17 protein-coding genes are annotated in these 26,019 nt (G+C 65.2%); 9 read left to right on the forward strand and 8 right to left on the reverse strand.

The window, feature by feature from the left end:
- Positions 1 to 83 precede the first annotated feature (83 nt).
- The 4 genes from P3C50_RS19645 to P3C50_RS19660 form a co-directional block, all read right to left on the reverse strand.
- Positions 84 to 2,015, reverse strand: coding sequence for a methyl-accepting chemotaxis protein (locus tag P3C50_RS19645; RefSeq protein WP_275547244.1), 1,932 nt, complete (start codon positions 2,013 to 2,015; stop codon positions 84 to 86).
- Between the two features lie 198 nt (positions 2,016 to 2,213).
- Complete coding sequence (pbpC, locus tag P3C50_RS19650; protein ID WP_275547245.1) at positions 2,214 to 4,538, reverse strand: peptidoglycan glycosyltransferase PbpC; 2,325 nt, start codon at positions 4,536 to 4,538, stop codon at positions 2,214 to 2,216.
- Between the two features lie 72 nt (positions 4,539 to 4,610).
- The gene (locus P3C50_RS19655) at positions 4,611 to 5,141 is read right to left on the reverse strand and encodes an REP-associated tyrosine transposase (RefSeq protein ID WP_275547246.1); all 531 of its coding nucleotides are present in this window, start codon (positions 5,139 to 5,141) and stop codon (positions 4,611 to 4,613) included.
- 82 nt (positions 5,142 to 5,223) lie between these two features.
- Positions 5,224 to 10,122, reverse strand: coding sequence for an alpha-2-macroglobulin family protein (locus tag P3C50_RS19660; protein ID WP_275547247.1), 4,899 nt, complete (start codon positions 10,120 to 10,122; stop codon positions 5,224 to 5,226).
- A gap of 154 nt (positions 10,123 to 10,276) precedes the next feature.
- On the opposite strand from P3C50_RS19660, the gene P3C50_RS19665 reads away from it, so the two are divergent.
- From P3C50_RS19665 to P3C50_RS19675, 3 genes are read left to right on the forward strand one after another with little or no spacing between them, the layout of a single operon-like run.
- Complete coding sequence (locus P3C50_RS19665) at positions 10,277 to 11,623, forward strand: MATE family efflux transporter (protein ID WP_275547248.1); 1,347 nt, start codon at positions 10,277 to 10,279, stop codon at positions 11,621 to 11,623.
- Positions 11,624 to 11,636: 13 nt separating this feature from the next.
- Positions 11,637 to 12,674: a sensor domain-containing diguanylate cyclase gene (locus P3C50_RS19670; RefSeq protein WP_275547249.1), complete on the forward strand. Its 1,038-nt coding sequence runs from the start codon at positions 11,637 to 11,639 to the stop codon at positions 12,672 to 12,674.
- A 12-nt stretch (positions 12,675 to 12,686) separates the two neighbouring features.
- A complete protein-coding gene (locus P3C50_RS19675; protein ID WP_275547250.1) occupies positions 12,687 to 13,142 on the forward strand; it encodes a DUF2214 family protein in 456 nt (151 codons plus the stop codon).
- A gap of 74 nt (positions 13,143 to 13,216) precedes the next feature.
- Here P3C50_RS19675 and speA read toward each other — a convergent pair whose 3' ends face one another.
- From speA to P3C50_RS19695, 4 genes are all read right to left on the reverse strand, one after another.
- Positions 13,217 to 15,130: an arginine decarboxylase gene (gene speA, locus P3C50_RS19680; protein WP_275547251.1), complete on the reverse strand. Its 1,914-nt coding sequence runs from the start codon at positions 15,128 to 15,130 to the stop codon at positions 13,217 to 13,219.
- Positions 15,131 to 15,250: 120 nt separating this feature from the next.
- Complete coding sequence (locus P3C50_RS19685; RefSeq protein ID WP_275547252.1) at positions 15,251 to 15,622, reverse strand: translation initiation factor Sui1; 372 nt, start codon at positions 15,620 to 15,622, stop codon at positions 15,251 to 15,253.
- 312 nt (positions 15,623 to 15,934) lie between these two features.
- Entirely contained in the window at positions 15,935 to 16,483 is a 549-nt protein-coding gene (locus P3C50_RS19690; protein ID WP_275547253.1) for an NUDIX hydrolase, read from the reverse strand.
- A complete protein-coding gene (locus P3C50_RS19695; protein WP_275547254.1) occupies positions 16,483 to 17,535 on the reverse strand; it encodes a DUF2333 family protein in 1,053 nt (350 codons plus the stop codon). The genes P3C50_RS19690 and P3C50_RS19695 overlap by 1 nt, the downstream gene beginning before the upstream one ends.
- A gap of 257 nt (positions 17,536 to 17,792) precedes the next feature.
- On the opposite strand from P3C50_RS19695, the gene P3C50_RS19700 reads away from it, so the two are divergent.
- The 6 genes from P3C50_RS19700 (at position 17,793) to accC (ending at position 25,945) form a co-directional block, all read left to right on the forward strand.
- The gene (locus P3C50_RS19700) at positions 17,793 to 19,406 is read left to right on the forward strand and encodes a response regulator (protein WP_275547255.1); all 1,614 of its coding nucleotides are present in this window, start codon (positions 17,793 to 17,795) and stop codon (positions 19,404 to 19,406) included.
- A 108-nt stretch (positions 19,407 to 19,514) separates the two neighbouring features.
- Complete coding sequence (locus P3C50_RS19705) at positions 19,515 to 21,479, forward strand: methyl-accepting chemotaxis protein (protein ID WP_275547256.1); 1,965 nt, start codon at positions 19,515 to 19,517, stop codon at positions 21,477 to 21,479.
- Positions 21,480 to 21,660: 181 nt separating this feature from the next.
- Positions 21,661 to 23,445, forward strand: a complete 1,785-nt coding sequence (locus P3C50_RS19710) for a protein-disulfide reductase DsbD (RefSeq protein ID WP_275547257.1) — start codon at positions 21,661 to 21,663, stop codon at positions 23,443 to 23,445.
- Positions 23,446 to 23,610: 165 nt separating this feature from the next.
- Positions 23,611 to 24,057, forward strand: coding sequence for a type II 3-dehydroquinate dehydratase (aroQ, locus tag P3C50_RS19715; protein WP_275547258.1), 447 nt, complete (start codon positions 23,611 to 23,613; stop codon positions 24,055 to 24,057).
- A gap of 50 nt (positions 24,058 to 24,107) precedes the next feature.
- Positions 24,108 to 24,572: an acetyl-CoA carboxylase biotin carboxyl carrier protein gene (accB, locus tag P3C50_RS19720; protein ID WP_275547259.1), complete on the forward strand. Its 465-nt coding sequence runs from the start codon at positions 24,108 to 24,110 to the stop codon at positions 24,570 to 24,572.
- A gap of 17 nt (positions 24,573 to 24,589) precedes the next feature.
- Positions 24,590 to 25,945: an acetyl-CoA carboxylase biotin carboxylase subunit gene (gene accC, locus P3C50_RS19725; RefSeq protein ID WP_275547260.1), complete on the forward strand. Its 1,356-nt coding sequence runs from the start codon at positions 24,590 to 24,592 to the stop codon at positions 25,943 to 25,945.
- Positions 25,946 to 26,019 lie beyond the last annotated feature (74 nt).

Raw genomic sequence — 26,019 nt, forward strand, 5'->3', positions numbered from 1 at the left:
TAGGGCTCGCAGGGCCGCCCAGGCTGGGCGCACCCGAGCGGTGATAATCGCTGCGACAGCGAACCCTACGAAAGCCATCACCACTAGAGACGGAACTTGCCCATCTGCCCGGTCAGATCGTCAGCCAGGCGGCTCAGCGTCTGACAATCCTCGCGACAGGCGCGTACCTCACCGGCGGTAGCGTGCGCCAGATCGGCGATGCCCTGCACGTTACGATTGATCTCCTCGGTCACCGAACTCTGCTCTTCGGTCGCTGCCGCCACCTGGGTATTCATATCACTGATGCGTTCGACCTGTTCGGTGATGGCCCGCAGAGACTGCCCGGTACGCTGGCTGGACTCGACGCCGGTGCTGGTAGCCGACTGGCCGGCGTGCATCGAGCTGACCGCGGTTTCCGCGCCCTGCTTGAGGCGCTGGATCATCTGCTGGATCTCGTCGGTCGAGGCCTGGGTACGGCTGGCCAGAGTGCGTACCTCATCGGCCACCACGGCGAAACCGCGGCCCATTTCCCCGGCCCGCGCCGCCTCGATGGCGGCGTTCAGCGCCAGCAGGTTGGTCTGCTCGGAGATTCCGCGAATCACCGCCAGTACCTGATCGATGGACGCAACCTGCTCGGCCAATTCGGTTACCGCATCCGCGGCGCTGCCGATATCGGCGGACATCCGTTCGATATGGGCGATGGACTGCCCGACCACCTGACGCGCGCTCTGCGCTTCTTCGCGGGCGCTGTGCGAGGACTGCGCAGCGTCGCTGGCGTTGCGCGCGATTTCCTGCACGGTCAAGCCCATCTCGTTCACCGCGGTAGCCACCATATCGGTCATATCCTGCTGCTGGCCCGCGCGCCCAGCGGTGTTCTCCACCACCCGCGCCACCTGACCGACAGCAGTGCGCAGGCGCTCGCTGGTGGCTAGCACATCACCGATCAAATCGCGCTGGCTGGCGAGAAAACGGTTGAAGCCACGCGCCAGGTCGCCCAGCTCATCAGCCCGCGATTCATCCAGACGCCGCGTCAGGTCGCCCCCACCACCCCCGATCTCCACCAGCGCCTGGGTCACCTGACGGATCGGCCGTACCAGGCCGCGCGCCAGCAGTACCACCAGGCCAAGGAACAGCAGTGCCACGGCCACGCCGATCAGGCTGGTCATCAGCAGCGCCTGACGCGCCTCGGCGTAGACTTCGGCCTCCGGCACTTCGCTGACCAGCAGCCAGTCTATGCTGGCGAACTTCTGCGCCACGGCAAGAAAGGTCTCGCCATTGCGCTCGAAGCGCAACGCACGGCTGTCGCCAGCCAGAACCTGGCGACTGGCATCGGCGCCGAACAGCTCGCCGAGCTTGCCACTGCCGCTCAGCTGCGAATTGGGATGGACCTTGATGTTGCCCTGGCTGTCGATCAGGAACACCTGGCCACGCTCGCCGAAGCGGAAGTCGCTGATCATTTTCGACATGTCCGCCAGGCTATAGCCCAAGCCAGACACGCCAAGCGTCTTGCCGCCGCGCTTGATGCGCTGGTTGATGAACAGCGTGGGCTGCCGTGTGGTCTTGTCGATGTCGATCTCCAGCACGCGGTCGCGCTCGCCGTCGATCAGGCGGTAGAACCACTGGTTCTCCGCCTGGCTGCGGTCGAGCGTGCGCACCAGCCCTTCGCCGGTGGTGTAGTTGCCACTGGCCAGGGCGACGATGGAAGTGGTCATGGCGTTCTGCTGGGCGCGCACGCTTTCGAGATAACGAGCGAACTCGTCGCGCCGTGCGGCCTCCTCGCCCGCCGCAAGCCAGTCCTGCACCAAACTGTTCTCGGCAATCGAGGCGTTGGCGGTAATCGGCGCGGTCAGCACTCGCTCCAGGTCGTTGCGAATCGCCAGTACCCGAGCCGGCAGCGCCTCTTCGATCAGGTAGCGCTCGGTCAGACGGTCCACCACCGCGGAGTAGATGCCGACGACGATAAGAATGCTGGTCAGCAGGGCCGCGCCCATGCTGAGGATCAATTGCCACTGAATACTGCGTTGCCAGAGGCGCATGGGGGCTTCTCCCGGTTGTTCTTGTAATGGGCCAGGCAATTGGATACAAAAATGTACACAAATTGCAATTGCTTACCGCCTGGTTTCATATCGGCGGCGCACGGCCAGGCTTTATTCACAAGATTCGGCACCATGGGCAGCACTGACCGGTGCTGATGCCAGAGCGGCCGCTGGCCGCGGGTTGGCGGACGACTCGCCTCAGGGCCCGACGCTAAATTCCAGACGAGCGGTCTGCCCGCCTTCGTCGAGCACGCTCAACTGATGCCGGCCACTGTCGAAGGCGTGACTGAAGGACGCATCCACGGCACTATCGCCCACTGGCTGGCCATCGAGAAACCACCAGCGCCGGCCATTGCCGCCCAGAGCGGACAGGCTGAGGCGCAGCGGTTCGTGACTGCCCTGCGGCCGGCGCAGGCGATCACCATCGCGTACACCGACGATGGAAAGCGGCGCCACCTGGCTACTGCGTGGCGGTGGACAGCCCGGATCTATACTCGGCAAACGTGCAGTACGTCGTTCCCGTCGTGGCAACCAGGGTTCCAGCGGCGCCGGCCACAACGCCAGCTCGCGCGTCTCGGCACCCGCACAGGCAGGCCCGACGCGATGCCCCTCGGCATTGATCCAGTAACGTTCGCGCAAGCCACTGCCCAGCGGCTGATCGGCGGCCTGCAAGGTCGGTGGCGTGGTGCCCTCCAACGTCCAGGCGAAACGCAGGCGTCGACAGTTGGGATCGTCCCTGCTCATTGGCTGGCCCAGCGGCCAGCAGATGGCGGCCACGCCAACCTCGGCCGGCTGCGGATCGGCCGGCGCCGCGATGCCCCGCTGACTGTCGCGGTTGACCAGCAGATCATGCACCTGCAGCAATAGCGGCGCGGCCGAGGCCAGACCGAACTGGCCGGGCACAGGGGTGCCGTCCGGGCGACCGATCCAGATGCCGATCAGATGGCGCGGACCGACGCCAATGGCCCAGGCGTCGCGAAAGCCATAGCTGGTGCCGGTCTTCCAGGCCAGGGTCGGACGCTGCGCCAGCTGCGCGCGCGGATCGCGATCCGGCCGCGCCTGGCCGCTGAGGATGCGCCGGATGATCCAGGCCGAACCGGGCGACAGCAGCCGGCGCTCGCGCAGCTCGTCATCCGGCTGCAGACGCGGGCGGGCGGCCATGCCGCCACGGGCGAAGGCGCTGTAGCCGGTCACCAGCGACTCCAGCCGCGAGCCACCGCCACCGAGAATCAGCGCCAGGTTCGGCTCGGCCAGCGCCGGCAGACGAATCGGCAGCCCCGCGCTGCGCAGCTCGCCGGCGAAGCGCTTCGGCCCGTAAGCTTCGAGCAGCTGCACGGCAGGCAGGTTGAGCGAGGTGGCCAGGGCTTCGCTGGCCGACACCGGACCGATGAAGCCGGCGGCGAAGTTGCCGGGGCGGTAGTCACCGTAATGCCGCGGCACGTCCTGCAGCAGTGACTCGGAGTGGATCAGCCCGGCATCCAGCGCCATGCCGTAAAGAAAGGGTTTGAGCGTCGAGCCGGGCGAACGCAGGGCGCGCACCATGTCGACGTGGCCAAAGCGCGAGGTGTCGCCGATATCCACCGAGCCGAGATAGGCGCGAACCGCCATGCTCTCGTGCTCCACCACCAGGATCGCCGCCGAGGTGCGCTCGGGCAGGCGCGCACGCCAGCCCAGCAGCAGGTCTTCCAGGCGCAGCTGCAAACCGGCATCGAGGGTGGTGCGAATCAGCGGCGGGCTGCCGGCACGGTTCAGCCGCCGCGCCAACAAGGGCGCCAGGCTCGGTTCGCGGCGCGGCGCGAGAAACACCGGCTCTTCCAGCGCTTCGTCCACCTGGGTCTGCGGCCAAACCTGGAACTCACCCAGGCGGCGTAGCACCTTGTCGCGCGCCGCCTGGGCACGCTCGGGATGGCGATCCGGACGCAAGCGGCTGGGTGCCTGCGGCAGCACGGCGAGCAGCGCGGCATCGGCGCGGGTGAGCTGGCTTGGCGGCTTGCCCAGATAACTCCAACTGGCAGCGGCCACGCCCTGCAAGGTGCCACCGAAGGGCGCACGATTCAGATACAGGGTGAGGATTTCGTCCTTGGACAGATGCCACTCCAGCTGCGCGGTGCGCCATAGCTGCTTGAGCTTGCCGGGCAAGTCACGGCCATGCGGATCGAGCAGCCGCGCCACCTGCATCGACAGCGTGCTGCCACCGGACACCACACGCCCGCCGGTCAGGTTCTGCCAGGCCGCACGCCCCAGCGCCAATGGGTTAACTCCGGGATGATGGCGGAACCAGCGATCCTCGTAGGTCAGCAGTGCTTCGAGGTAGTAGGGCGATACTTCTTCCGGCGTCACCGGGTAGCGCCACACGCCGTCATGGTCGGCGAAACGCCACAGCGGCGTGCCGTCTTCGGCCAGCACCACGCGGGCCAGGTCGTCCTCGGGCAGGGGCAGCGGGAACAGGCGGTCGGCGAGCCAGAGCAGGGCCAGGGGTATGCAAGCGAGTATGAGCCAGCGACGCAAGTGGCTGGGTCGCATGGTCAGTACAAGCTCCCGGATTGCATCCGGGCTACAGCCGCCCCGTAGCCCGGATGCAATCCGGGGAATTCCTCACTCGCCAGCATCTTGGATCTCAACTTCTGCTCCACCAGCCCAGTCAATGGGTAGCAAGCCTTGGCGCACATAATGGTGAAAGCTGGAAAATGGCCAATCCTGTACACGAGCGACCAGACCATGTTTGAGCGGATTGATATGGATGTAATCCACATGGTTGCGGTAGTTCTGCTCGTCACGAATCAGATGCTCCCAGAATCGTCGCTGCCAGATGTTAGCCTCACCTTTGGCGTTGGTGCGCACTTCGCTGCCAACCTGCTGGCGTAGTACTCCCACGAACGAGGCCTTGAGCATACGGATTCGCGCAGAGAAATCGGCGTCATCAGGTGGTAGAACCATCAGCATGTGCAGGTGATCTGGCAACACCACCAACGCAGGTACGCGAAAAGGCAGTCTTGCCTGCGTATCCTGCAAACATCGACGTAAAAGCGCCGCGGTTTTGCACAGCAGATCACTACGTCTGTCTTGCAGAGCCAGCGTCAAGAAATAGCAGCCGCCGGCTAACTTGGCTCTTCGGTATTTCACCATTCGGCACCTCCTTGTGCTCGAAAATCCCCGGATTGCATCCGGGCTACGTGATCTGTAGCACGGATGCATTCCGGAGTCGCTTTTAGCGCCCCCTGACCACCAGACTCTCCGGCGCACTCCCCAGCGCCTGCCAGCTCGGTCGGTACATCGACTCGACCTGCGGTGGCGGTACACGGTAGCTGCCGGGCGTCACGGCGCGAGCCAGGTAGAGCAGATGGGTGGTGCCGTAGCCTTCCACGTCCACTGCCGCCACGTAGCGATCACCACGGTATTCCTGGTGCTTGATCCGCGCATTCTGCATGGAGCGGCGCCATTCCTTGACGTTGCTGCCGGCGTCATCGAGGCTCGCCGCGCTTTGCGCGAGGTTCTGGTTCTCCAGCTCCAGGCCGGCCGGCAGCAGGTCCACCACCAGAGCATCCGGTACGCGCTGCGTGGCCCGCACGGCCAGGTGCACTAGCACCAGCTCGCCGCTGTCGAGGCGCTGCAGGTCGAGCGGACGGCCATCCATGCCGAGGTACTCACGCTCGATGCTGAGGTTCTCGCCACCGGCGCGCGGCGCCTGGCTTGGGTAACCGGACAGGGTCAGCTGCTGATACAGCTTGGAGCTGCCGGCGTTGCTCACGCTAAGCGGCTCGGCCAGTTCGCCGCGCTCAAGCTTGATGCCAGGCTGCTGATTGCTCAGTTCGAACTGGAAGGCGCCGCTGGCAAGCGCAGCGCTCCAGGCTTGCTCCGGCTTGCCGAGAATGCCGCGCCCGGCGAGGAACAGCGAGTTGCGCTCCTGAGTCGACAGCCAGCGCTGGCCGGCCAGCTCATCGGCCAGGTTGAACAGCCGCTGCTCGCGCTGCCCGGCCGCCAGGTCGTGCTCTTCCAGCAGGGCGAGAATCAGCGCCTGGTCACGCAATGGGCTGCCGTAGTCGGCCATCCAGCGTTCGCCATCGCGCGGCTGGATCAGCCCCTGGTTCAGCGCCTGCTCGGCACGTGGCGCATCACCCATCAGCTTCAGCGCAGCAGCCAGCTGTACCAGCGGCAGACCGGAACGTGCGTCGTTGCGACGGTCGAACAGGCTGCGCAGCGCACCCAGCGGCGCCTGCTGGCTGCGCGCCAGAACGTAGCCGGCGTAAGCCTGCACGGCGAAGCGGGTGTGAGCGAAGTCCTGGCTGTAACTGGCCTCGATCAGGCTGCTTTGCTGCAGGTAACGCAGCAGGCGATCATTGGCCTTTTTCAGCGCATCCGGCGGAACGCCGAAGCCCTGCTCGCGGGCACGCAGGAGGAAATCGGTGACATAGGCGGTGAGCCAGTATTCCTCTTCGCTCTCGGCGCTCCACAGGCCGAAGCCGCCGCTGTAGCGCTGCATGCCGAGCAGGCGCTCGATGCCCAGCTCGATGCTCTTGCGCCGTTGTTCGTCCGGCTCGCCCTGCAGGCCAAGCTTTTTCAGGCTGGCGGCATCGGCGTAAAGCGACGGATACAGGCCACTGGTGGTCTGTTCCAGGCAGCCGTAGGGGTAGGCCTTGAGTGCGCGAATCTGCTCGGCGAGGTTCAGCGGCGGCCGGCTCGACAGTGCCAGCACGGCTTCCAGCCCGGCAGGCTCGAACTGGTTCAAGGTTCCGGCAGGCAGGGTCCAGGGCTCGCCCTCCCCCAGCACTGCACGGAAGTGTTGCAGCTGCGCCGGATAGGCCGGGCGGATACCCAGCGTCCACTCACGACTGAAACCACCCAGCGTCTCGTTCGGCAGCACCAGCCCCTGCACCTCGACGTGGATACGTCCCTGCCCCAGACCACCTTCGGCTCGCACCGGAATGCGCAAGGTGGTGCGCTGGCCGTCGTTCAGGCGGATCGGTGCCTCGCCCTGGTTGAGCAGACGCAGCTGACCTTCAACGCCGACCTGCACCTCGAGCTGCTGTTCGGCACCGGACAGGTTGGTCAGGTCCAGCGCCAAGGTGGTTTCGTCGCCACCGGCGAGGAAGCGCGGCATCGACAGCTCGGCGATCAGCGGTGCGGCGACTACTGTCTTGGCTTCGGCCATGCCGAAACGCTCGTCGGTCCAGGCCTGGGCCATCAGGCGCAGCTCGCCATTGAAGTCGGGGATATCCAGGCTGACTTCGCCTTCGCCCTGGTCGTTCAGCTTCAGCGCATCGCTCTGCAGGGCGACGATCAGCACACTGGTATCGGGGCGCTTGCCACCGGCGGCAAGGCCGGCGTCACCACCGAAGGCCAGGCTGGCGACGCGCCCCTGGGCTTCGATCAGTTGGCCGTAGATATCCAGCTGGTCAGCGCCATAGGCCTTGCGCCCGAAGAAGTTGGCGAAAGGATCGGGCGTGGCATAACTGGTGATATTGAGGATGCCCACGTCCACCGCGGCGACCAGCACATGCACCTTGTCAGGGATGCTGCCGTCGGCATTACGTGCGCTGACCTTGACCTTCAGCGGCTGCTTGGGCCGCATCTTCTCTGGCGCCTCCAGGCTCACCGCCAGCTTGCGCGGAGCACGCTCCAGCGGCAGATGCAGCAGGCCGACCGCGCGTTTCGGGGTGACCTGCGCCTTGCGCTCACCCGGACGCACCACCAGGGCACTGAGGTAGAGGTCGTGGCGCGCCCATTTCTTGTCGATGGGCAGTTCGAAGGTCTTGCCCTCGGCCGGCACGCTGATTTCCTCCCACCACAGCGGCCCCTCGCTGGACTCGACCAGCAGGTAGCCATTACCGGCAGCCGGCGGGGTGACGGTGATTTTGGCCACATCGCCAGCGGAATAGGCGGGTTTATCCAGCGCCAGCTTGACCTGGTCCGGGCGCACCGCGCCGCCGTCGGCGTTGTCCTGCCAGCGGTAGCCTGCCCAGAAACGCAGGCTGCTGACCAGACCGGTCTGGTTGTCCACCACCTCGACCCGATACGGGCCCCATTCCACCGGGAAGCTGACCTTGGCGGTGCCGCCCGCGGCGACCTTCAGCGGCTCGTCGCTGAGAGTGAGGAATTTCTCGTTGTAGTTGTGACGCCAGCCTTCACCGTCGGAGAAGCTCCAGAAATAGTCGCGGCGTTCGCGCACCAGGCGCACGTTGAGGTTGTCGGCTGCCAGCTTGTTGCCGGCGGCGTCGGCCACCAGGATTTCGAATTCGGCCAGGCTGTCGGCGTCGACTTCCTCGCCGTCGAACAGGCCACGCAGGCCCGGCAGGCGCTCGGCCGGCCATACCGGCTGGACGATGCGACGGGTGATCGGGCGGCCACCGGACTCCTGCAGGCTGGCCTGGAGGATCAGACGCAGCGGCGATTTGGCGTCGCCCCAGCGGTTCTCCGGGCGCAGCATGGCGCGGCCCTGGTCATCCAGATTGACCTCGTCGAGTTCCTGATCCTGGCTCAGGTCGGCTTCGGTGACGTCGCCGAACTGATAGCCCGGCAAGCTCGCCACCGCCTCACGCAGCGGGCGCACGTAGAGCTGCCCGGTCAGGCGATTGCCTGCGGCCGGCGCTCCGTAGAGGTAACGCCCGGTCACCGCGAATTCGGCGCTGTCGCCCGGCGCGTAGGGCTGGTCCCGGCCTTTGAGTTCCAGGGCCATACGCTCGGGCAGGAAGTCCTCGACGAGGAATTCGTAGAGCTGCGGACTGCCATCGCCCAGGTCCAGCAACAACTGCCAGCGACCGGTCGGCGCCTCTTCGGCCAGCGGCAGCTGATATTGATAAAGACCGTCATCACCGGCATTCCAGACGAACTTGCGGCTGATCTGCTCATCAGGGCGGCGCACCTCAACGCTGACCGGCTGAGCCTTGACCGGGCTACCGTCGGCATCGCGCAGCAAGCCGTTGAGCAGCACGGTCTCACCAGGGCGATACAGATCACGCGGGCCGAACACGAAGAACTGCAGGGCATGCGCCTTGGGGCCGGTGATGTCGAACTCGGCCAGGTCCAGCGCCGGGGTGTTGAGACGCAACAGGCTGGTTTGTTCGTCCTGCTTGGCCAGCAGCACCTGGGCCTTGGCCGGCAGCGGCAACTGCGCATGGCCCGCCGAGTCGGTCTTGCCTTCGGCGAGCAGCGCACCGTCGCCATCGAGCAGTTCCAGCTGCACCCCGGACTGCGCCTTGCCACCTTCCAGTGCCTGAGTGAACACATCCAGACGGTCACGATAGCGATGCGCGGAGAGGCCGATATCGCTCAGGGAAAACAGCGTGGCCGGTTGCGAATAGCTGTAACTGCCAGCCTCGCGCATCACGGCCAGATAAACACCCGGCTGCTTGAACGGCTCCAGGCCGGCGATGGGCAAGAGCAGGGTTTCACGGGTGTTGCGCGCCGGGTTCAGGTCGAAGCGGCCGCCATAGACCAGCTCGGCCATCGGCAGCAGCTCGCGCGCCTCCCAGGTATCCAGATTGCTGGCGCGGCCCCAGCGCGAGAGGAAATTCGGCAACGCCTCGGGCTTGATGCGGAAGAACTCGACATTGACCTTGTCGACGTTCAGCGCGATCACCGGCAGGCCTTCGGCCAGGCGGGTCGGCAGCAGCGAGCCACGGCTGGCGAAACCGACGCTGGCCTGCAAATCGCGAGTCTCGAAGCGGCTGACATGCTCGGCAGCGAGCTTGCCGCCATTGATCGACTTGAGGCCGGCATCAATGGTCAGTACCAGTTTGCGCTGCGGCTCCAGGTGGCGCAGGCGCAGCTCGCTGAGGTTGTCGGTCAGCTCCCAGGCGCCATCGACCTTGCCAGAGACGCTATCGACCAGATGCAGGCGTTCGGCGAAGGGCTGGTCGGGGTCCAGCGGAATGGAGAAGGTCACCGACAGCGCACTGGCACCATCGAGCTGTACTTCGGAGACGTCGACCACCTCCAGCTCGCGCCCGGCGTAACGCTCGGCCAGCGCCTCGCGGTTGACCGCAGGCTTCGGCGCCTGTGGTTGTTGCGCGGCAGGAGCAGCGGGGGTCACCGTGGCAGGGGGTTCAGAAGAATCACAGGCGCTGAGCAGGGTCAGCGCCAAGGCCAGAAGCAGTCCTTTGTTCGGCATTGCGGGCTCCGGAATCAGGGGGGCGCAGAGGCCGACAACTATAGCCGAGGCGCCCTGAAGGCGACGAGTCATCCCGACGAATTCGCCAAACTACTCACACTCCTGGGGCCGCGCCGGCGCTGTGCCTATAATCGGCGTTTTGCCGGAGCTGCTCATGTCCGCCCTGCTCGATGCCTGGCGCCACGCCCCAACCCAGCGCAAGGTCTGGGCGCTGGCGGCGCCGATGATTCTCTCCAACCTCTCGGTGCCCATGGTGGCGCTGGTCGATACCGCCGTGGTCGGCCACCTGCCGCATGCTCACCAGCTCGCTGCGGTCGCAGTCGGCGGCAGCCTCTATACCCTGCTCACCTGGGCCATGGGTTTTCTGCGCATGGGCAGCACCGGTTTCGCCGCCCAGGCCGCAGGCCGCGAGGACGGCGGCGCCTTGCGCCAGGTGCTGGTGCAGGGGCTCGGCCTGGGCGTGTTCCTGGCGCTGCTCCTGGGTTTGCTGGCCGTGCCCTTCAGCAGCGCGGCGCTGAGTCTGATGCAGCCGTCGGCCGAACTGGACCAACTGGCGCGCCAGTACTTCCAGATTCGCCTGTTCGGCCTGCCCGCCAGCCTGGCAACCTACGCGTTGATCGGCTGGCTGCTGGGCACACAAAGCGCCCGTGGCCCGCTGGCCATTCTGCTCACCGCCAACCTGATCAACGTGTCGCTGGATCTGCTGTTCGTGCTCGGCCTCGAATGGGGCGTGGCCGGCGCGGCCTGGGCTTCGGTGATCGCCGAATGGAGCGGCGCCCTGCTCGGGCTGTGGCTGGCCCGCGGAGCACTGGCTCGCTATCCAGGCCAACTCGACGGCAGCGCGCTGAAAAGCTGGAGCAACTGGCGCCCGCTGCTGGTGGTCAACCGCGACATCTTCATCCGCACCCTGGCACTGCAGCTGGTGTTCTTCCTCATCACCGTACAAGGCACGCGCCTGGGCGATGCCACGGTGGCGGCCAATGCCCTGCTGCTCAATGGCCTGACCCTGACTGCCTATGCCCTGGACGGCCTGGCACATGCCGTCGAAGCCCTGTGCGGCCATGCCCTGGGAGCGCGAGATCGCGATGCGCTACGCCGCTCGCTATTGGTCGCCGGCACCTGGTCGCTGCTGGCCAGCGCCGGCTTTGCGCTGTTCTTCCTGCTCGGCGGGCACTGGTTCGTCGGCATGCTCACGAACATTGCCGAGGTCCGCGAACTGGCCCTGAACTTCCTGCCCTACCTGGCGCTGCTGCCTCTGCTGGCGGTGTGGAGCTATCTGCTCGACGGCCTGTTCATCGGCGCTACTCGTGCCCGGGAAATGCGCGACGCCATGCTCATCGCCCTGGCGTTGACGCTGCCGCTGGGCTGGTGGCTGCAAAGCCTGGGCAACCACGGGCTGTGGTTGGCATTTCTGGCATTTATGGGGCTGCGCAGCCTGGTGTTGGCTGGCTATGCTTGGCAATTGAGCCGTCGCGACCTGTGGTTCCCTTCCCCAGCTTAAGGAGAGATCGCTCATGCTCAGCGTGCCAGTCCCGTCGAATGAAGCCGAACGCCAGCAGGCACTCGATCGCCTCGAGCTGCTCGACACGCCTGCCGATCCCTATCTCGATACCCTGACTCGCCTGGCCCACGACCTGTTCCAGGTGAAGATGGCGCTGATCACGCTGGTCGACCGCGACCGTCAGTGGTTCAAGAGCCGCCAGGGGCTGGACGCCGCGGAAACGCCGCGCAGCCTGTCCTACTGCTCGCAGGCGGTACTGTACGACGAGCCGCTGATCGTCGAGGACAGCCAAGTAGACAAACGTTTCGCCGGCAGCGAGCTGGCGCGCAATACCCCGGACGTACGCTTCTATGCCGGCTGGCCGCTGCACGATGCCGACGGCATGCCGTTGGGCACCCTGTGCCTGGCGGACCCGAAGCCACGCCAGTTCGGCCACCAGGATCGATTCAAGCTGCGCGACCTGGCCTACCTCACCGAACACTACCTGCACCTGCTGCACTGCTCGCAGCAGGCCAGCGACCTGCGCGACGCCCTCAGCCGCGAGCAGCGCAAGGGCATGCTCGATGCGCTGACCCAACTGTGGAACCGCGCCGGGCTGCTGCACTTCCTGCCGCTGGAGCAAGCCGCTGCCGAGCACAACCAGCGGCGCCTGGGCCTGATCTATTGCGATCTTGACCACTTCAAGCAGGTCAACGACCGGTACGGCCACGATGGTGGCGACCACGTGCTGTGGGAAAGTGCGCGACGCATGAGTGCCGCGGTGCGCCCGCAGGATGTAGTCACACGCAATGGCGGCGAGGAGTTCGTCATCCTTACCCAGGTGCACGATGAGCAGGAGCTGCTGCAAATTGCCGAACGCATCCGCCTGGCCATCGCCAGCCAGCCGATGCAGCTGGAAAAGGCCGAATTGCAACAGACCGCCAGCCTCGGCTGCACGCTGCTCGGCGTAGGCGAGAGCGCCATGGACGCACTAAAACGTGCCGATCAGGCGCTGTACCGGGCCAAGCACGGCGGTCGCAACCGCAGTGAGCTCGCCCCCAGCGCCCACTGAAGGGAAGCAAACATGGCCGCCGCGTTCGTCGCCTATCTGCACTACCTGTCGATCTTCGCCCTGTTCGCCCTGCTGAGCATCGAGCACGTGCTGTTCAAGGCGCCGCTGGATCTGTCGCGGGCACGCAGCCTGATGATCGCCGACCTGGCTTACGGCATCTGCGCCGGCCTGGTGCTGATCACCGGTATCGCCCGCGTGCTGTGGTTCGGCAAGGGCGCGGCCTACTACATGGGCAACAGCCTGTTCCATGCCAAGCTCGGCCTGTTCATCCTGGTCGGCTTGCTGTCGATCCTGCCTACCCTGGTGTTCATCAAGTGGCGTAGCGCTGTGAAGGCCGGCCAGGTGCCGACGCCAAGCGCACGGCAGGTGCGCCTGGTAACCTGGAGCATTCGCGTCGAGCTAATGCTGTTGCTGGCGATCCCGCTGCTGGCAACGCTGATGGCACGTGGCCACGGCATCATTGGCTGAACCGAGAGACGTAAAGCTTCGCCGCTAAAGCGCCTCCCACAGAGCAGCAGCGTAGCCCGGATGCCGTCGGTGGCTTACGAGGCCAGGTAGGACGAGCGGGTCAGCCCCAGGCGCAGCGCATCGAGGAACTGGGTACGCTCACGCGCGCTGATCCTGGCGCTGGCCACCTTGTCGCGGTAGTGGGTCATCAGCTCCTCGGGCGACAGGTGCACGTAGCGCAGCATGTCCTCGATGGTGTCGTGAGTCTCGATACCGGCGTGCACCACGCTGCCGTCAGCGGCCTGGTAGATGTTCACCGAGTCGGTGTCGCCGAACAGGTTGTGCATGTCGCCGAGAATCTCCTGGTAGGCACCGACCAGGAAGATGCCCAGCACGTAGTCCTCGCCCTCGCGAATCTCATGCACCGGCAGACTGGTCTCGATGGACTGCTCGTCGACGTACTGACGGATCTTGCCGTCGGAGTCGCAGGTCAGGTCCTGTAGCACGGCGCGGCGCAGCGGTTCCTCGTCCAGACGCGACAGCGGCAGGATCGGCAGGATCTGGCCGATGGCCCAGGTGTCCGGCAGGCTCTGGAACACCGAGAAGTTGCAGATGTACTTGTCGGCGAGCTTGTCGTTGAGTTCGTCGAGCACGGCACGGTGCGAACGCTGGCGCGCCTTGAGTTGGTTGTGCAGGCGACGGCAGATGGCGAAGTAGCACTGTTCGGCCAGCGCCTTCTGCGCCAGGCTCAGCTTGCCGGCGGAATACTGCGCGGCCACTTCCTCGATGTAGTGGGTGGCCCGCCAGTAGGTCTCGGCGACCATTTCCGGGTCGCTGTCGTCGAGCAGCTCGATCAGCCAGTGCAGCACTTCCGGCTGCTCCACGCTCGGGTCGATCTCCGGCACCTTGTCGTTGTGCCGCTCGACATCGGTGACCTGCACCAGCAGCACGGCGTGGTGCGCGGTCATCGCCCGGCCGCTCTCGGAGAAGATGTGCGGGTGGGGGATTTCCTGGCGGTCGCAGAACTCCTTGAGCATGTCCACCACGGCATCGGCATAGTCCTGCATGTCGTAGTTGATCGAGCTGGCGTTGCGCGAATGCGTACCGTCGTAGTCCACACCCAGGCCACCGCCGACATCGATGTGATCGACCGGCAGGCCCATGGCACGCAACTCGCCGTAATAGCGGATGGCCTCGCGGAAGCCCTTGCGGTAGTCGGCGATGTTGGCGATCTGCGAGCCCATATGGAAATGCAGCAGGCGAATGCCCTGATCCAGACCGGCCGCGCGGAAGCGCTCGACCACCTGCAGGATCTGAGCGGCGGACAGGCCGAACTTGGATTTCTCGCCGCCGGTGTCGGCCCACTTGGAGGATGCCAGCGAGGACAGGCGCACGCGCAGGCCGATCTGCGGCGCGACCTTGAGCTCGGCCGCTTCCTCGATCACCAGGGCGACTTCCGACTCCTTCTCGATGACGATGAACACGTTGTGACCGAGCTTCTGCCCCATCAGCGCCAGGCGAATGAACTCCCGGTCCTTGTAACCGTTGCAGACGATGGTGCCGCCCTTCGGTGCCAGTGCCAGCACGGCCAGCAGCTCGGGCTTGGAGCCGGCTTCGAGGCCGATGGAGACGTTCTGCGTGGCGATGATGTTCTCGATCACCGCCTCCTGCTGGTTGACCTTGATCGGGTACAGCGCGGTATAGCGGCTCTGGTATTCCAGGCGCTCGATACTGGCATCGAAGGCACCGGTCAGGCGGCGCACGCGGTCCTGCAGGATGTCCGGGAAGCGCACCAGCAGCGGCAGCGACAGGCCGCTCTGGCGCAGCTCGTCGACCTGCTGATAGAGGTCGATGGGCTGGCTGTCCGGACCGTTGGGGCGCACTTCGATACGTCCGGCATCGTTGATCGAGAAGTAACCGGCGCCCCAATGGCGAATGCCATAGACACTGCGGCTATCGGCTACGGTCCATTGGCTGCCGTCGTCTTTGCGGGTGCGTCGTGCGGACATCTAGTTCTCCCTGGAAATGGGTTTGCGCAACCGAAGGTCGCGTCAGAAATTAAAGGCGATAGATGACGGTTGCTCGGCGGTCGACCACCAAAGCTCGTCGAAAGTTTAGAAAAAGCTGGCTCAGCCGCCGGACTTCTTCGCGGTAAATCCGCGTTTGCTCAACTCGGCGAGCAGCAGTTCGACGTGGTCACCCTGAATCTCGATCACGCCGTCCTTGAGCGCACCGCCAGTGCCGCAGCGCTTCTTCAGCGCACTGGCCAGTTCCTTGAGCGGCTCCTCGGCCAGCGGCACGCCGCTCACCGTGGTGACGGTCTTGCCGCCACGGCCCTTGGTTTCACGACGAACGCGGGCAATGCCATCGCCTTCAGGGATGCGCGTCTGTTTGCAGATGCAGGCATCCAGCGGCTGATTGCAGTCCGGGCAATGGCGACCGCCATCGGTGGAATAGACGAGACCGCTAAGGGCCGAGAATGAAGAGGCTTTCTTGACCACCGGCTTGTCCTCATAGGGGTCAGGATAGCGATTGGCCGACAGGCGTCGACCGCGAAGCCCCACTCAGGCAGGGGCAGCGCAGGCGGACAGGCGTCCGCCGAAAAGGCCGCGCAGTGTAACGGCAAAGGCCAGGCTTGCTAAGTCCAGATTTGCGTCATTGTGCGGCACTTTGGCGACGCACCTGACACCCTGCCAGAGAACTGGTAGGGCGGGTGCAACCCGCCACAGCGAAAACTCGACGAAATACGGGAGCCGACACGACCACCCTCTCCCGCCCTTCGGGCACCCTCTCCCATAAATGGGAGAGGGACATCAGCCGGCCGCAAGCGGCCGGTTTATATAGCGCTGCAGCGCCGCCAGCGAGTCCGGGCAATATGGCAGGTGGCGAGTTTCCTCAAGCGCCTGTTCGATACTGATGAAGCGCGCCTCCAGCACCTCTTCCGGCTGCAACACCAGCGGCGCATCGGACACCGCCGAGTAGGCCATGCACCACAAGCGGCTTTCCGGCGCGTCGTAGAGAAAGTGCGCATGCTCGACCAACTCGGCGTCGACGATGCCCAGCTCCTCGGCCAGTTCGCGCTCGGCAGAAAGCCGATAGTCCTCGCCTTCCAGCACCATACCGCCAGCGGCGACATCCCAGTAGCCGGGATACAGCGCCTTGCTCAAGGTGCGCCGGTGTACGCACAGCAGACCGGCCGAATTGAACAACAGGATATAGGTGCCACGCCCGATCAGCCGGCGCTCGCGCAGCTCGGCGCGGGTGACGCCGCCCAAGGGCTGATCGCGCTCGTCGACCCAGGCGACCCGCTCCCGGTCCGAAGCAGCGCGATGCGCCGCCTCGGTCGCCGAAATCGCTTCCATCACCCCTGGCTCAGCAATTGGCGCAGGTCGATCAGGCCGGCGTTGGCACGAGAGATGTAGTTGGCCATCACCAGCGAGTGGTTGGCGAGAATGCCATAGCCGCTGCCATTGAGGATCATCGGGCTCCACAGAGTCGCCTGCGCAGCCTCCAGCTCACGGATGATCTGGCGCACGCTGACAGTGGCGTTCTTCTTCGCCAGCACGTCGGCGAAATCGACCTCGATAGCGCGCAGCAGGTGAGCCAGCGCCCAGGCCTGACCGCGGGCCTCGTAGAACACGTTGTCGATCTGCAGCCAGGGCGTCTCGTATACGCCGTCGCGCCCGACCAGGCCGGATTCTTCGGCGTCGTTGCCGACCTGCAGGTTCTCGTTCAGGCGCACCTGGCCGACGCTGGCGGACAGGCGCTGCGACAACGAACCAAGACGCGTGCCGGCATCGCCCAGCCAGTTGTTGAGGTTGTCGGCACGGGCATAGAACTGCGCATTCTTCTGGCTCAGGTCGGCCAGGTAGCGGTCCAGCGACTTGATGCCTTCGCGATACTCGGACTCGGATGCCGGCAGCGCCCAGCTCTTGTTGTCGAAGTGAAAGCGCGGCTCGGCCTTGGCCAGGTCCGGGTTCTCCGTGGACTGCGACTGCGAGCGGGCAAAATCCTTGCGCAGCGCGCGGGAGAAATCACGCACCTGCACCAGCACGCCGTATTCCCAGCTCGGCATGTTGTCCAGCCACAGGCCCGGCGGGGCCAGGTCGTTGGACAGGTAGCCGCCCGGTTTGTCGAGCAGCGTAGTGGCGACCTGCTTGAGGGTTTCCACCGTGGTGTAGCCGGTCACTATCTGCCGCTGCGCCTGCTGCGCCGCGCTCTGCGCGTGCTGCTGCACCTGGAAGGCAGACGGCTCCTGGCTCCAGTACCAGCCGACCACCAGGGCGATCAGTAGATAGACGCCGATCAGGCCGCCCAGCGCCCGGGCGATCAGGCTGCCGCCGCTGCGGCTGCCCCCTGAGGCCGCGGCAGCGCCGTCTGGCGAGTTCGTCGCACGATTCTTCCAATCCAGCATGGCAGTGTCCTTTTCAAACGAATTCGAGTGTTCGACCACAACCCGGGCAACGGGTTGCGACCTGTTGCGCACTATAAGACAAGCCCACAGCAAAGCGCAGGGAACAGAGGCAAACTTACCGTTGGTACGGGAAAACGCTATTTGTGTCGCTTATTCGACAGAAATACCGACGTCAATTGATCGACGGCAATGTCATCGCCACCCTCAAGTGATAGCATCAAGCCACCACGGACTTAACCACTTATAGAAGTCGGCCCATGACCGAGCACCCCGACCCCAGTCGCGATCGCCTCAAGCATCACTTCGCCCAGCGCGTGATTCACCAGGCACGTCAGGTGCTGGAAGTCTGGCAACGCCTACAACGCAGCGAATGGAACGATGTCGGCATGACCGAGCTGACCGAGGCCAACCTGCGCCTGCTGCGTTATGCCGAGCGCTTCGAACAGGTCGAGCACGCACAGCTGGCGCAAAGCATCGGCGCCAGCCTGGATGAAGTAGCGGAAAACCGTGGCCGACTCAACAGTAGCCTGATCGCTCGGCTCAATCAGGCCATGCAGCGCCTCTCACGTACCGGACTGCGCCACAGCGATGCCTTCGAGCAGACCTTTCTGCCGCCGCTGCGCAAGCCGGTCTACATCACCCTGCAGGATGCTCAGCGTGGCGAGCGCCTGGCCCAGCAGCTGGAGTTCTTCGGCCTCGCCGCGCAGGCGCTGAGCGATGAGCGCGCCTTCCGCGCCGCCATCACCGAACGCCATCCTGCGGCCATCGTCATGGACGTCGACTTCGCTGGCGCCGGGCTGGAACTGGCCAATTCGGTGCAGGAAGGCCTGGAACAGAAGATTCCGCTGCTGTTCTTCAGCCATTGCGACACCGACACGCCCACGCGCCTGGCCGCGGTACGCGCCGGTGGCCAGGAGTTCTTCACCGGCTCGCTGGATGCCTCGAGCCTGCTCGAACGCATCGAGGTGCTGACCCACGTTTCGCAGTACGACCCGTACAAGGTGCTGATCGTCGACGACTCCAAGGCCCAGGCGACTCACACCGAACGCGTGCTCAACAGCGCCGGCATCCTCACCCATACGCTCACCGAGCCGATCCTGGCGATGGATGCGCTGGCCGAGTTCCAGCCGGACCTGATCATCCTCGACATGTATATGCCCGAGTGCAACGGCACCGAGCTGGCCAAGGTGATTCGCCACAACGACCGCTACGTCAGCGTGCCGATCATCTACCTGTCGGCCGAGGACGACCTAGACAAGCAGCTCGACGCCATGAGCGAGGGCGGCGACGACTTCCTGACCAAGCCGATCAAGCCGCGCCATCTGATCGCCACCGTGCGCAACCGCGCGGCGCGCGCGCGCAACCTCAAGGCGCGCATGGTGCGCGACAGCCTCACCGGCCTGTACAACCACACCCACACCCTGCAGTTGCTCGACGACGCCTGCTACCGCGCGCGCCGCGAAGAGCAGCCGCTGGCCTTCGCCATGCTCGACATCGACCACTTCAAGAAGGTCAACGACACCTATGGCCACCCGATGGGCGACCGGGTGATCAAAAGTCTGGCGCTGTTCCTCAAGCAGCGCCTGCGCAAGACCGACCATATCGGCCGTTACGGTGGCGAAGAGTTCGCCGTAGTGCTGCCCGATACCGACGAGCAATCGGCGCTCAGGGTGCTGGAGGAAATTCGCCAACGCTTTGCCGAGATCCACTACCCGGCGCAGCCGCAGGACCTGTCCTGCACCTTCAGTTGCGGCATTGCCATGTTGCAACCGGGCCTCGACGGCAACTCGCTGTCCAAGCGCGCCGACGAAGCGCTTTACAAGGCCAAGCATGGCGGCCGCAACCGGGTCGAGCTATTCAGCGTCGATTGACGGCCGCTGCGGCTGCCCACGAAACGTGATGCAGCGCACGTCGTCATAAGCCTGTAATCAAACCGCAATAAGCTCGCGCGCATCGTTCAGTTGTCGATCGAGCCCGCCATGCGCCTCAAGCTGCTCACCAATCTCAACACTCTGCTGCTGGTCACCGTCTGCGTCGCCCTGGCAGCAACACTCTGGTGGTCGCAGCGTGCGTTGCAGCAGCCGGTGCAGTTGATGGAGCGCTACCTGACGCTGTCTCAGCAGTTCCAGCACGAAGTGGCGGACAACATCCAGGCCTACCTGGCCAGTGGCAATGCCGTGCAACACAGCGCCGCGACCCAGGCCATCGACGCCTTCGACGAATCCCTCGAACAGCTCCCGCAACAGCTGGCCAGTGAACTGCGCCCAAGCCTGCAACAGTTGCGCGAGTTCAGCGCCAACCAGTTACTCGCCGCCGGCAAGCTGGCGGGCGATCCGCAAGGGTTGCTGCTACAGGCCGAACGCGAAATGCTCGCCACGCTGGAACAACTGGGTCAGTACGTCGACAGCACCAGCAGCCCAGGCGCCGCCAGCTATCGCAAGCCGCTGCAGGAGGCAGGCTCACGCCTGCTGAAGCTGGCGCATGCTCGTGAACGCTTCACCAGCCAGGGGCGTAGCGAACTGCTCGGTGACGTCGAGCGTGAACTCAAGGCCCTGGGCCAGCAGGTGGAAGCGCTCGACAGCCTGCCACTGCTTGGCGTGCAGCAGGCCGACAGTTCCGCCAGCGCTGGCTTCGCCGCCCTGCTCGGGCTGGATGACGACGAGCAGGAGCAACAGACGCAGGACCGCGGTATCGACCTCAAGCGCGAGCTGAGCACGCTGGTGCGCCGCTATCCCGGTGAACTGCAGCGCACCCGGGAGCTGGTCGAGCAGCGCCAGCAACTGGCCGTGACCACGACCGAGCGCGTGAGCCAGGTGCAGCAGGCTCTGGCTGCGCTGGAGCCGCTGGTCAAAGGCGAGTACGCGCGCATTCAGGGCGAAGTGCGAGTGATCCAGGGCCTGATGATCGGCCTGATTCTGTTCATCGCCCTGCTCATCGACCGCATCCAGCGGCGCCTGTCGCAGGTGCTTGGCAACCTGGTCCCGGCCCTGTCGCGCTGGGCCGGCGGCGATTTCGCCACGCCGGTCTCGATCAACTCGCGCACCCGCGAGCTGCGCGACATCGAAGACTCCCTCAATCATCTGCGTCGTTATCTGGTGGAACTGGTCGCCAGCATTCGCGGCCATGCCGAACAGGTCGCAGGTTCCAGCCGCACACTGGCCGACCTCAGCGGCGGTCTGCACGGCGGCGCCGAACGCCAGGCCGGGGATACCGCGCTGATCCGCGATGCATTGGGCGAGCTGGAAGCGACCATCAGCCAGGTCGCCGAGGACGCCAGCCAGACCGCGGATGCCAGCCGTGACGCCGACCGTGCCCTGGTGCACGGCCAGCAGGTCATCGGCCAGAGTCTGGAGGGCCTGCATGCGCTGGTCAGCGAGGTACAGGACAATGCCCAGGCCATCGAGCGCCTGGCCAGCGAAACCGAGACCATTGGTGGCGTGCTGACGGTGATTCGCAGCATCGCCGAACAGACCAACCTGCTGGCCTTGAACGCCGCCATCGAGGCTGCGCGTGCCGGTGAGGCCGGCCGCGGCTTCGCCGTGGTCGCCGACGAAGTGCGCTCGTTGTCGAAGCGAACCGGCAGTGCCACCGCGGAAATCCAGGAGGTGATCGGTCGCCTGCAGCAAGCCGCCCACCAGTCCGTGCAGGCCATGCGCGCCCAGGTCGAGCATGCCGAAGCCACCGCCGGCAAGGCCGAGGCGGCTGATGGCGCGCTGGACGAGATCGTCAGCGCCATCCGCACCATCGCCAGCATGGCCGAGCGCATCGCCGAGGCCACTGCCCAGCAGAGCGGCGCAGTCGGCGAGATCCGCGAACATGGGGAACGCATCCATCAGTTAGGTGATGAAAATCTCGGTCTGATCGCCAGCGGACGCAACGAAAGCGAACGTCTGCTGCAGCTTGGCGGTCAGTTGCACAGCGCCGTGCAGGCGTTTCGCGTCTAGGCACTGAACGAACAGGGCCTGCGACACGGCAGCGCAGGCAACTCTCGGCAGGAACTCCCGCAGACCGGCCATCTCCAAGGTTCCGCTCATCCCCGGCATTCGACGCTCCGGCGTGGCGACAGCGATGCGGCTGAGCGCTTTCCGGTATCATGCCGCCACCTTTCGCCGAGATATTCGCCCGATGTCACTGCGTCGCCTGCTGCTTCCCCTGCTTCTGCTCTGCCTGAGCCTGCCTGCCAGCGCCGGCCTGTTCGATCAGCGCCCGGCCGCCTCGCCGCTTGGCGCCCCGCTGAATAACAGCAGCGATTTCCTGCCCGTGCGTGAAGCCTTCAAGCTGAGCCTGGTCAGCAGTGACACGCAGTCGGTGACGCTGCGCTTCGTCGCCACCGAGGGCTACTACCTCTACCGCCATCGTTTCAACTTCAGCATCGAGCCGGCCGACCTCACGCTCGGCGAGGCCGAGTTGCCCGCGGGCCAGGCCAAGCACGACGAATTCTTCGGCGATGTCGAGGTTTATTACGGCGTGCTGGATATTCGTCTGCCGCTGGAGAACCCTGACAACCGCCCGCTGCGCCTGCAGGTCGGCTATCAGGGCTGCGCCGACAAGGGCCTGTGCTACCCGCCGGAAACCGAGTTCATCGAGATCGGTGACATGCCCGCCGCCAGCGGCGATGCAGCACCCGTCGCGGCCGACTGGAACTGGAAGGAGCTGGCGCTGTTCTTCCTCGGCGGCCTGGCACTGACCTTCACGCCTTGCGTACTGCCGATGCTGCCGATCCTCTCCGGCGTGGTGCTGCGCGGGCAACTCGGTGGCCTGCGCAGCCTGACGCTGTCGCTGGCCTATGTGCTGCCGATGGCGATCTGTTTCGCCGTCCTCGGCACCCTGATGGGTCTGTTCGGTGCTGGCCTCAATCTGCAGGCGCGTCTGCAATCAGCCTGGGTGCTGGTGCCCTTCGCGGCCTTCTTCGCGGTGTTCGCGCTGGCCATGTTCGGCCTGTTCGAGTTGCGCCTGCCACGCTTCATCAGCGAGCCGCTGGATCGTCTCGCCGGCAAGACTCAGGGTGGTTCGCACGTGAATGCCGCCCTGCTCGGCGTCCTTTCCAGCCTGTTGGTCAGCCCCTGCGTTTCTGCACCGCTGGCCGGCGCGCTGCTTTATATCAGCGCCAGTGGCGATGCCCTGGGCGGCGGCCTGAAGCTGCTCGCGCTCGGCCTTGGCATGGGCACGCCACTGGTGTTGTTCGCCGTAGGCGGCGGTGCACTGCTGCCGAAAACCGGCACCTGGATGGTCACCGTGCGCAACGCCTTCGGCGTGCTGCTGCTGGCCGTTTCGGTGTGGCTGCTCGAGCGCGTCCTGCCGGGCAGCCTCAGCCTGGCACTCTGGGGCCTGCTGGCCGGCGGCGTGGCGGTGTTCCTCGGCGCGCTGGAGTTCGGACCCAAGACGCACCGGCAGAAGCTCGGCCAGATCGCCGGACTGGCGCTGCTGGTCTATGCCCTGGCCGCCTGGGTCGGCGCCCTGCAAGGCGCCACCGATCCGCTCAAGCCGCTCGGCCAGTTGCAGGCTGGCGTAAGCCAGAGCAGCGCCAAGAGCGGCGCCTGGCAAACCCTGAGCAGCCCGGCCGAACTGGACGCCGTCCTGGCCGAGGCCAAAGCCAGCGGCCAGCCGCTGCTGCTGGACTGGTACGCCGACTGGTGCATCAGTTGCAAGGTCATCGAACGCGAGGTATTCGGCAATGCCGAGGTCGGCAGCAAGCTGGCCGGCTGGCGCCTGATCCGCTTCGACATCACCGAAAGCAACGCCGCCCAGCGCACCCTGCTCGACCGCTACCAGCTGTTCGGCCCGCCCGCCATCCAGCTGTTCGCCGGCAATGGTGACGAATTGCTCGATCTGCGTGTCGTAGGTGAGGTCGATGCCGCCACCTTCGCCACCCGCCTGGACCGGGCCGCCAGCCGCCAGGCCGGCCGCTAGAGCGTCCGGCGCCCTCGTCGCACGCAGCCAGGCGGCCTGGCAACGACCGAAACCAGCGCTATAGTCATATTTCTGCCGCAAACGCCGGGCATCGTGTCGGCTATTGCCGATATCGTACGCGCTACGGCATAGTCCGGCGCAGCCCGAACAACAAGGAACGCGACCATGGCCACCCTACTGGTGCTGCACGGCCCCAATTTGAACCTGCTCGGCACCCGCGAGCCCGACAAATATGGCGCCACCACCCTCGCCGAGATCAATCAGGATCTGGAGCAGCGCGCCCGCGAGGCCGGTCACCATTTGCTGTACCTGCAGAGCAATGCCGAGTACGAGCTGATCGAGCGCATTCACGCCGCAAAGGGTGAAGGTGTCGACTTTATCCTGATCAATCCTGCCGCTTTTACTCATACCAGCGTCGCATTACGTGACGCGTTGCTGGCGGTGAGCATCCCATTCATCGAAGTGCACCTGTCCAACGTGCACAAGCGTGAACCGTTCCGCCATCACTCCTACTTTTCCGACGTTGCCGTAGGGGTGATCTGCGGGCTTGGCGCCAGCGGTTACCGGCTGGCCCTGGAAGCAGCACTCGAACAACTGACCGGGCGCGCCTGATGCGTAGCCTGGTAGACAAGTCCTACCTCACCTCTGGGAGTTGACCCTTCATGGATATCCGTAAAGTCAAGAAACTGATCGAGCTGCTGGAAGAGTCCGGTATCGACGAGCTGGAGATCAAAGAGGGCGAAGAGTCCGTACGCATCAGCCGTCACAGCAAGCAGCCGGCCTATGCCGCCCAGCCGATCTACGCCCCGGCACCCGCTCCAGCCGCCGCGCCTGTAGCCGCAGCCGCCGCTCCGGGCGCTGAAGCCGCTCCGGCCGCTGCGCCGAAACTGAACGGCACCGTGGCTCGCTCGCCGATGGTCGGTACCTTCTATCGCGCCGCTTCGCCAACCTCGGCCAACTTCGTCGAAGTCGGTCAGACCGTGAAGAAGGGCGACATCCTGTGCATCGTCGAAGCGATGAAGATGATGAACCACATCGAAGCCGAAGCCAGCGGTGTGATCGAATCCATCCTGGTGGAAAACGGCCAGCCGGTTGAGTACGACCAACCCCTGTTCACCATCGTTTGATGCACGGGGAGCCTGCAATGCAGAAGCTGGAAAAAGTCCTTATCGCCAACCGTGGCGAAATCGCCCTGCGTATCCTGCGTGCCTGCAAGGAGCTGGGTATCAAGACGGTGGCCGTGCACTCCACCGCCGACCGCGAACTGATGCACCTGGGCCTGGCCGACGAATCCGTCTGCATTGGTCCGGCAGCTGGCGCGCAGTCCTACCTGAACATCCCGGCGATCATCAGCGCCGCTGAGCTGACCGGCGCCACCGGCATCCACCCGGGCTACGGCTTCCTCGCCGAGAACGCCGACTTCGCCGAACAGGTGGAGAACTCCGGTTTCGCCTTCATCGGCCCGACCGCCAGCGTGATCCGTCTGATGGGCGACAAGGTGTCGGCCAAGGACGCCATGATTAAGTCCGGCGTACCGGTGGTTCCCGGCTCCGACGGCCCGCTGCCGGAAGACGAGGAAGAGGCCCTGCGCATCGCCCGTGAAGTGGGCTACCCGGTGATCATCAAGGCCGCCGGCGGCGGCGGTGGTCGCGGCATGCGCGTGGTGCACAAGGAAGAAGACCTGATCAAGTCGGCCAAGCTGACCCGCACCGAAGCCGGTGCCGCGTTCGGCAACCCGATGGTCTATCTGGAAAAATTCCTCGGCAACCCGCGTCACGTGGAAGTCCAGGTGCTCTCCGATGGCCAGGGCAACGCCATTCACCTGTATGACCGCGACTGCTCGCTGCAGCGTCGCCACCAGAAGGTGATCGAAGAGGCGCCGGCCCCGCTGATCGACGAGAAGGCCCGCGCCGAAGTGCTCAAGCGCTGCGTCGATGCCTGCATCGAGATCGGCTACCGTGGCGCCGGCACCTTCGAGTTCCTCTACGAAGACGGTCGCTTCTACTTCATCGAGATGAACACCCGTGTTCAGGTGGAGCACCCGGTCACCGAGATGGTCACCGGCATCGACATCGTCAAAGAGATGCTCAGCATCGCCGCCGGCAACCCGCTGTCGATCAAGCAGGAAGACGTGAAGATCCTCGGTCACTCGGTCGAGTGCCGGATCAACGCCGAAGACCCGGACAACTTCATGCCCAGCCCCGGCAAGGTCAAGCACTTCCATGCTCCGGGCGGCAATGGCGTTCGCGTCGACTCGCACCTGTACAGCGGTTACAGCGTGCCGCCGCACTACGACTCGCTGATCGGCAAGCTCATCACCTTCGGCAAGGACCGTGACGAAGCCATGGCGCGCATGCGCAATGCCCTGGACGAGATCGTGGTCGATGGCATCAAGACCAACGTGCCGCTGCACCGCGACCTGACCCGCGACAAGGGTTTCGTCAAAGGTGGCGTGAACATCCACTACCTTGAAAAGAAACTGGGTATGGACAGGCACTGAGCCGGTTCTTGTAGCATCGAAAGGGAGCGGCCATGGCCGCTCCCTTTTTCATTCCACTCCAGAAGGATGAACCA

Source organism: Pseudomonas sp. Marseille-Q0931 (assembly GCF_940789645.1).
In the GTDB taxonomy this organism is placed as follows: Bacteria; Pseudomonadota; Gammaproteobacteria; order Pseudomonadales; family Pseudomonadaceae; genus Aquipseudomonas.

Excerpts from the sequence above, each read along its gene's own strand:
- P3C50_RS19645 (WP_275547244.1), bottom strand. The coding sequence starts at position 2,015 with ATGCGCCTCTGGCAACGCAGTATTCAGTGGCAATTGATCCTCAGCATG.
- pbpC (WP_275547245.1), bottom strand. The coding sequence starts at position 4,538 with ATGCGACCCAGCCACTTGCGTCGCTGGCTCATACTCGCTTGCATACCC.
- P3C50_RS19655 (WP_275547246.1), bottom strand. The coding sequence starts at position 5,141 with ATGGTGAAATACCGAAGAGCCAAGTTAGCCGGCGGCTGCTATTTCTTG.
- P3C50_RS19660 (WP_275547247.1), bottom strand. The coding sequence starts at position 10,122 with ATGCCGAACAAAGGACTGCTTCTGGCCTTGGCGCTGACCCTGCTCAGC.
- P3C50_RS19665 (WP_275547248.1), top strand. The coding sequence starts at position 10,277 with ATGTCCGCCCTGCTCGATGCCTGGCGCCACGCCCCAACCCAGCGCAAG.
- P3C50_RS19670 (WP_275547249.1), top strand. The coding sequence starts at position 11,637 with ATGCTCAGCGTGCCAGTCCCGTCGAATGAAGCCGAACGCCAGCAGGCA.
- P3C50_RS19675 (WP_275547250.1), top strand. The coding sequence starts at position 12,687 with ATGGCCGCCGCGTTCGTCGCCTATCTGCACTACCTGTCGATCTTCGCC.
- speA (WP_275547251.1), bottom strand. The coding sequence starts at position 15,130 with ATGTCCGCACGACGCACCCGCAAAGACGACGGCAGCCAATGGACCGTA.
- P3C50_RS19690 (WP_275547253.1), bottom strand. The coding sequence starts at position 16,483 with ATGGAAGCGATTTCGGCGACCGAGGCGGCGCATCGCGCTGCTTCGGAC.
- P3C50_RS19695 (WP_275547254.1), bottom strand. The coding sequence starts at position 17,535 with ATGCTGGATTGGAAGAATCGTGCGACGAACTCGCCAGACGGCGCTGCC.
- P3C50_RS19700 (WP_275547255.1), top strand. The coding sequence starts at position 17,793 with ATGACCGAGCACCCCGACCCCAGTCGCGATCGCCTCAAGCATCACTTC.
- P3C50_RS19705 (WP_275547256.1), top strand. The coding sequence starts at position 19,515 with ATGCGCCTCAAGCTGCTCACCAATCTCAACACTCTGCTGCTGGTCACC.
- P3C50_RS19710 (WP_275547257.1), top strand. The coding sequence starts at position 21,661 with ATGTCACTGCGTCGCCTGCTGCTTCCCCTGCTTCTGCTCTGCCTGAGC.
- aroQ (WP_275547258.1), top strand. The coding sequence starts at position 23,611 with ATGGCCACCCTACTGGTGCTGCACGGCCCCAATTTGAACCTGCTCGGC.
- accB (WP_275547259.1), top strand. The coding sequence starts at position 24,108 with ATGGATATCCGTAAAGTCAAGAAACTGATCGAGCTGCTGGAAGAGTCC.
- accC (WP_275547260.1), top strand. The coding sequence starts at position 24,590 with ATGCAGAAGCTGGAAAAAGTCCTTATCGCCAACCGTGGCGAAATCGCC.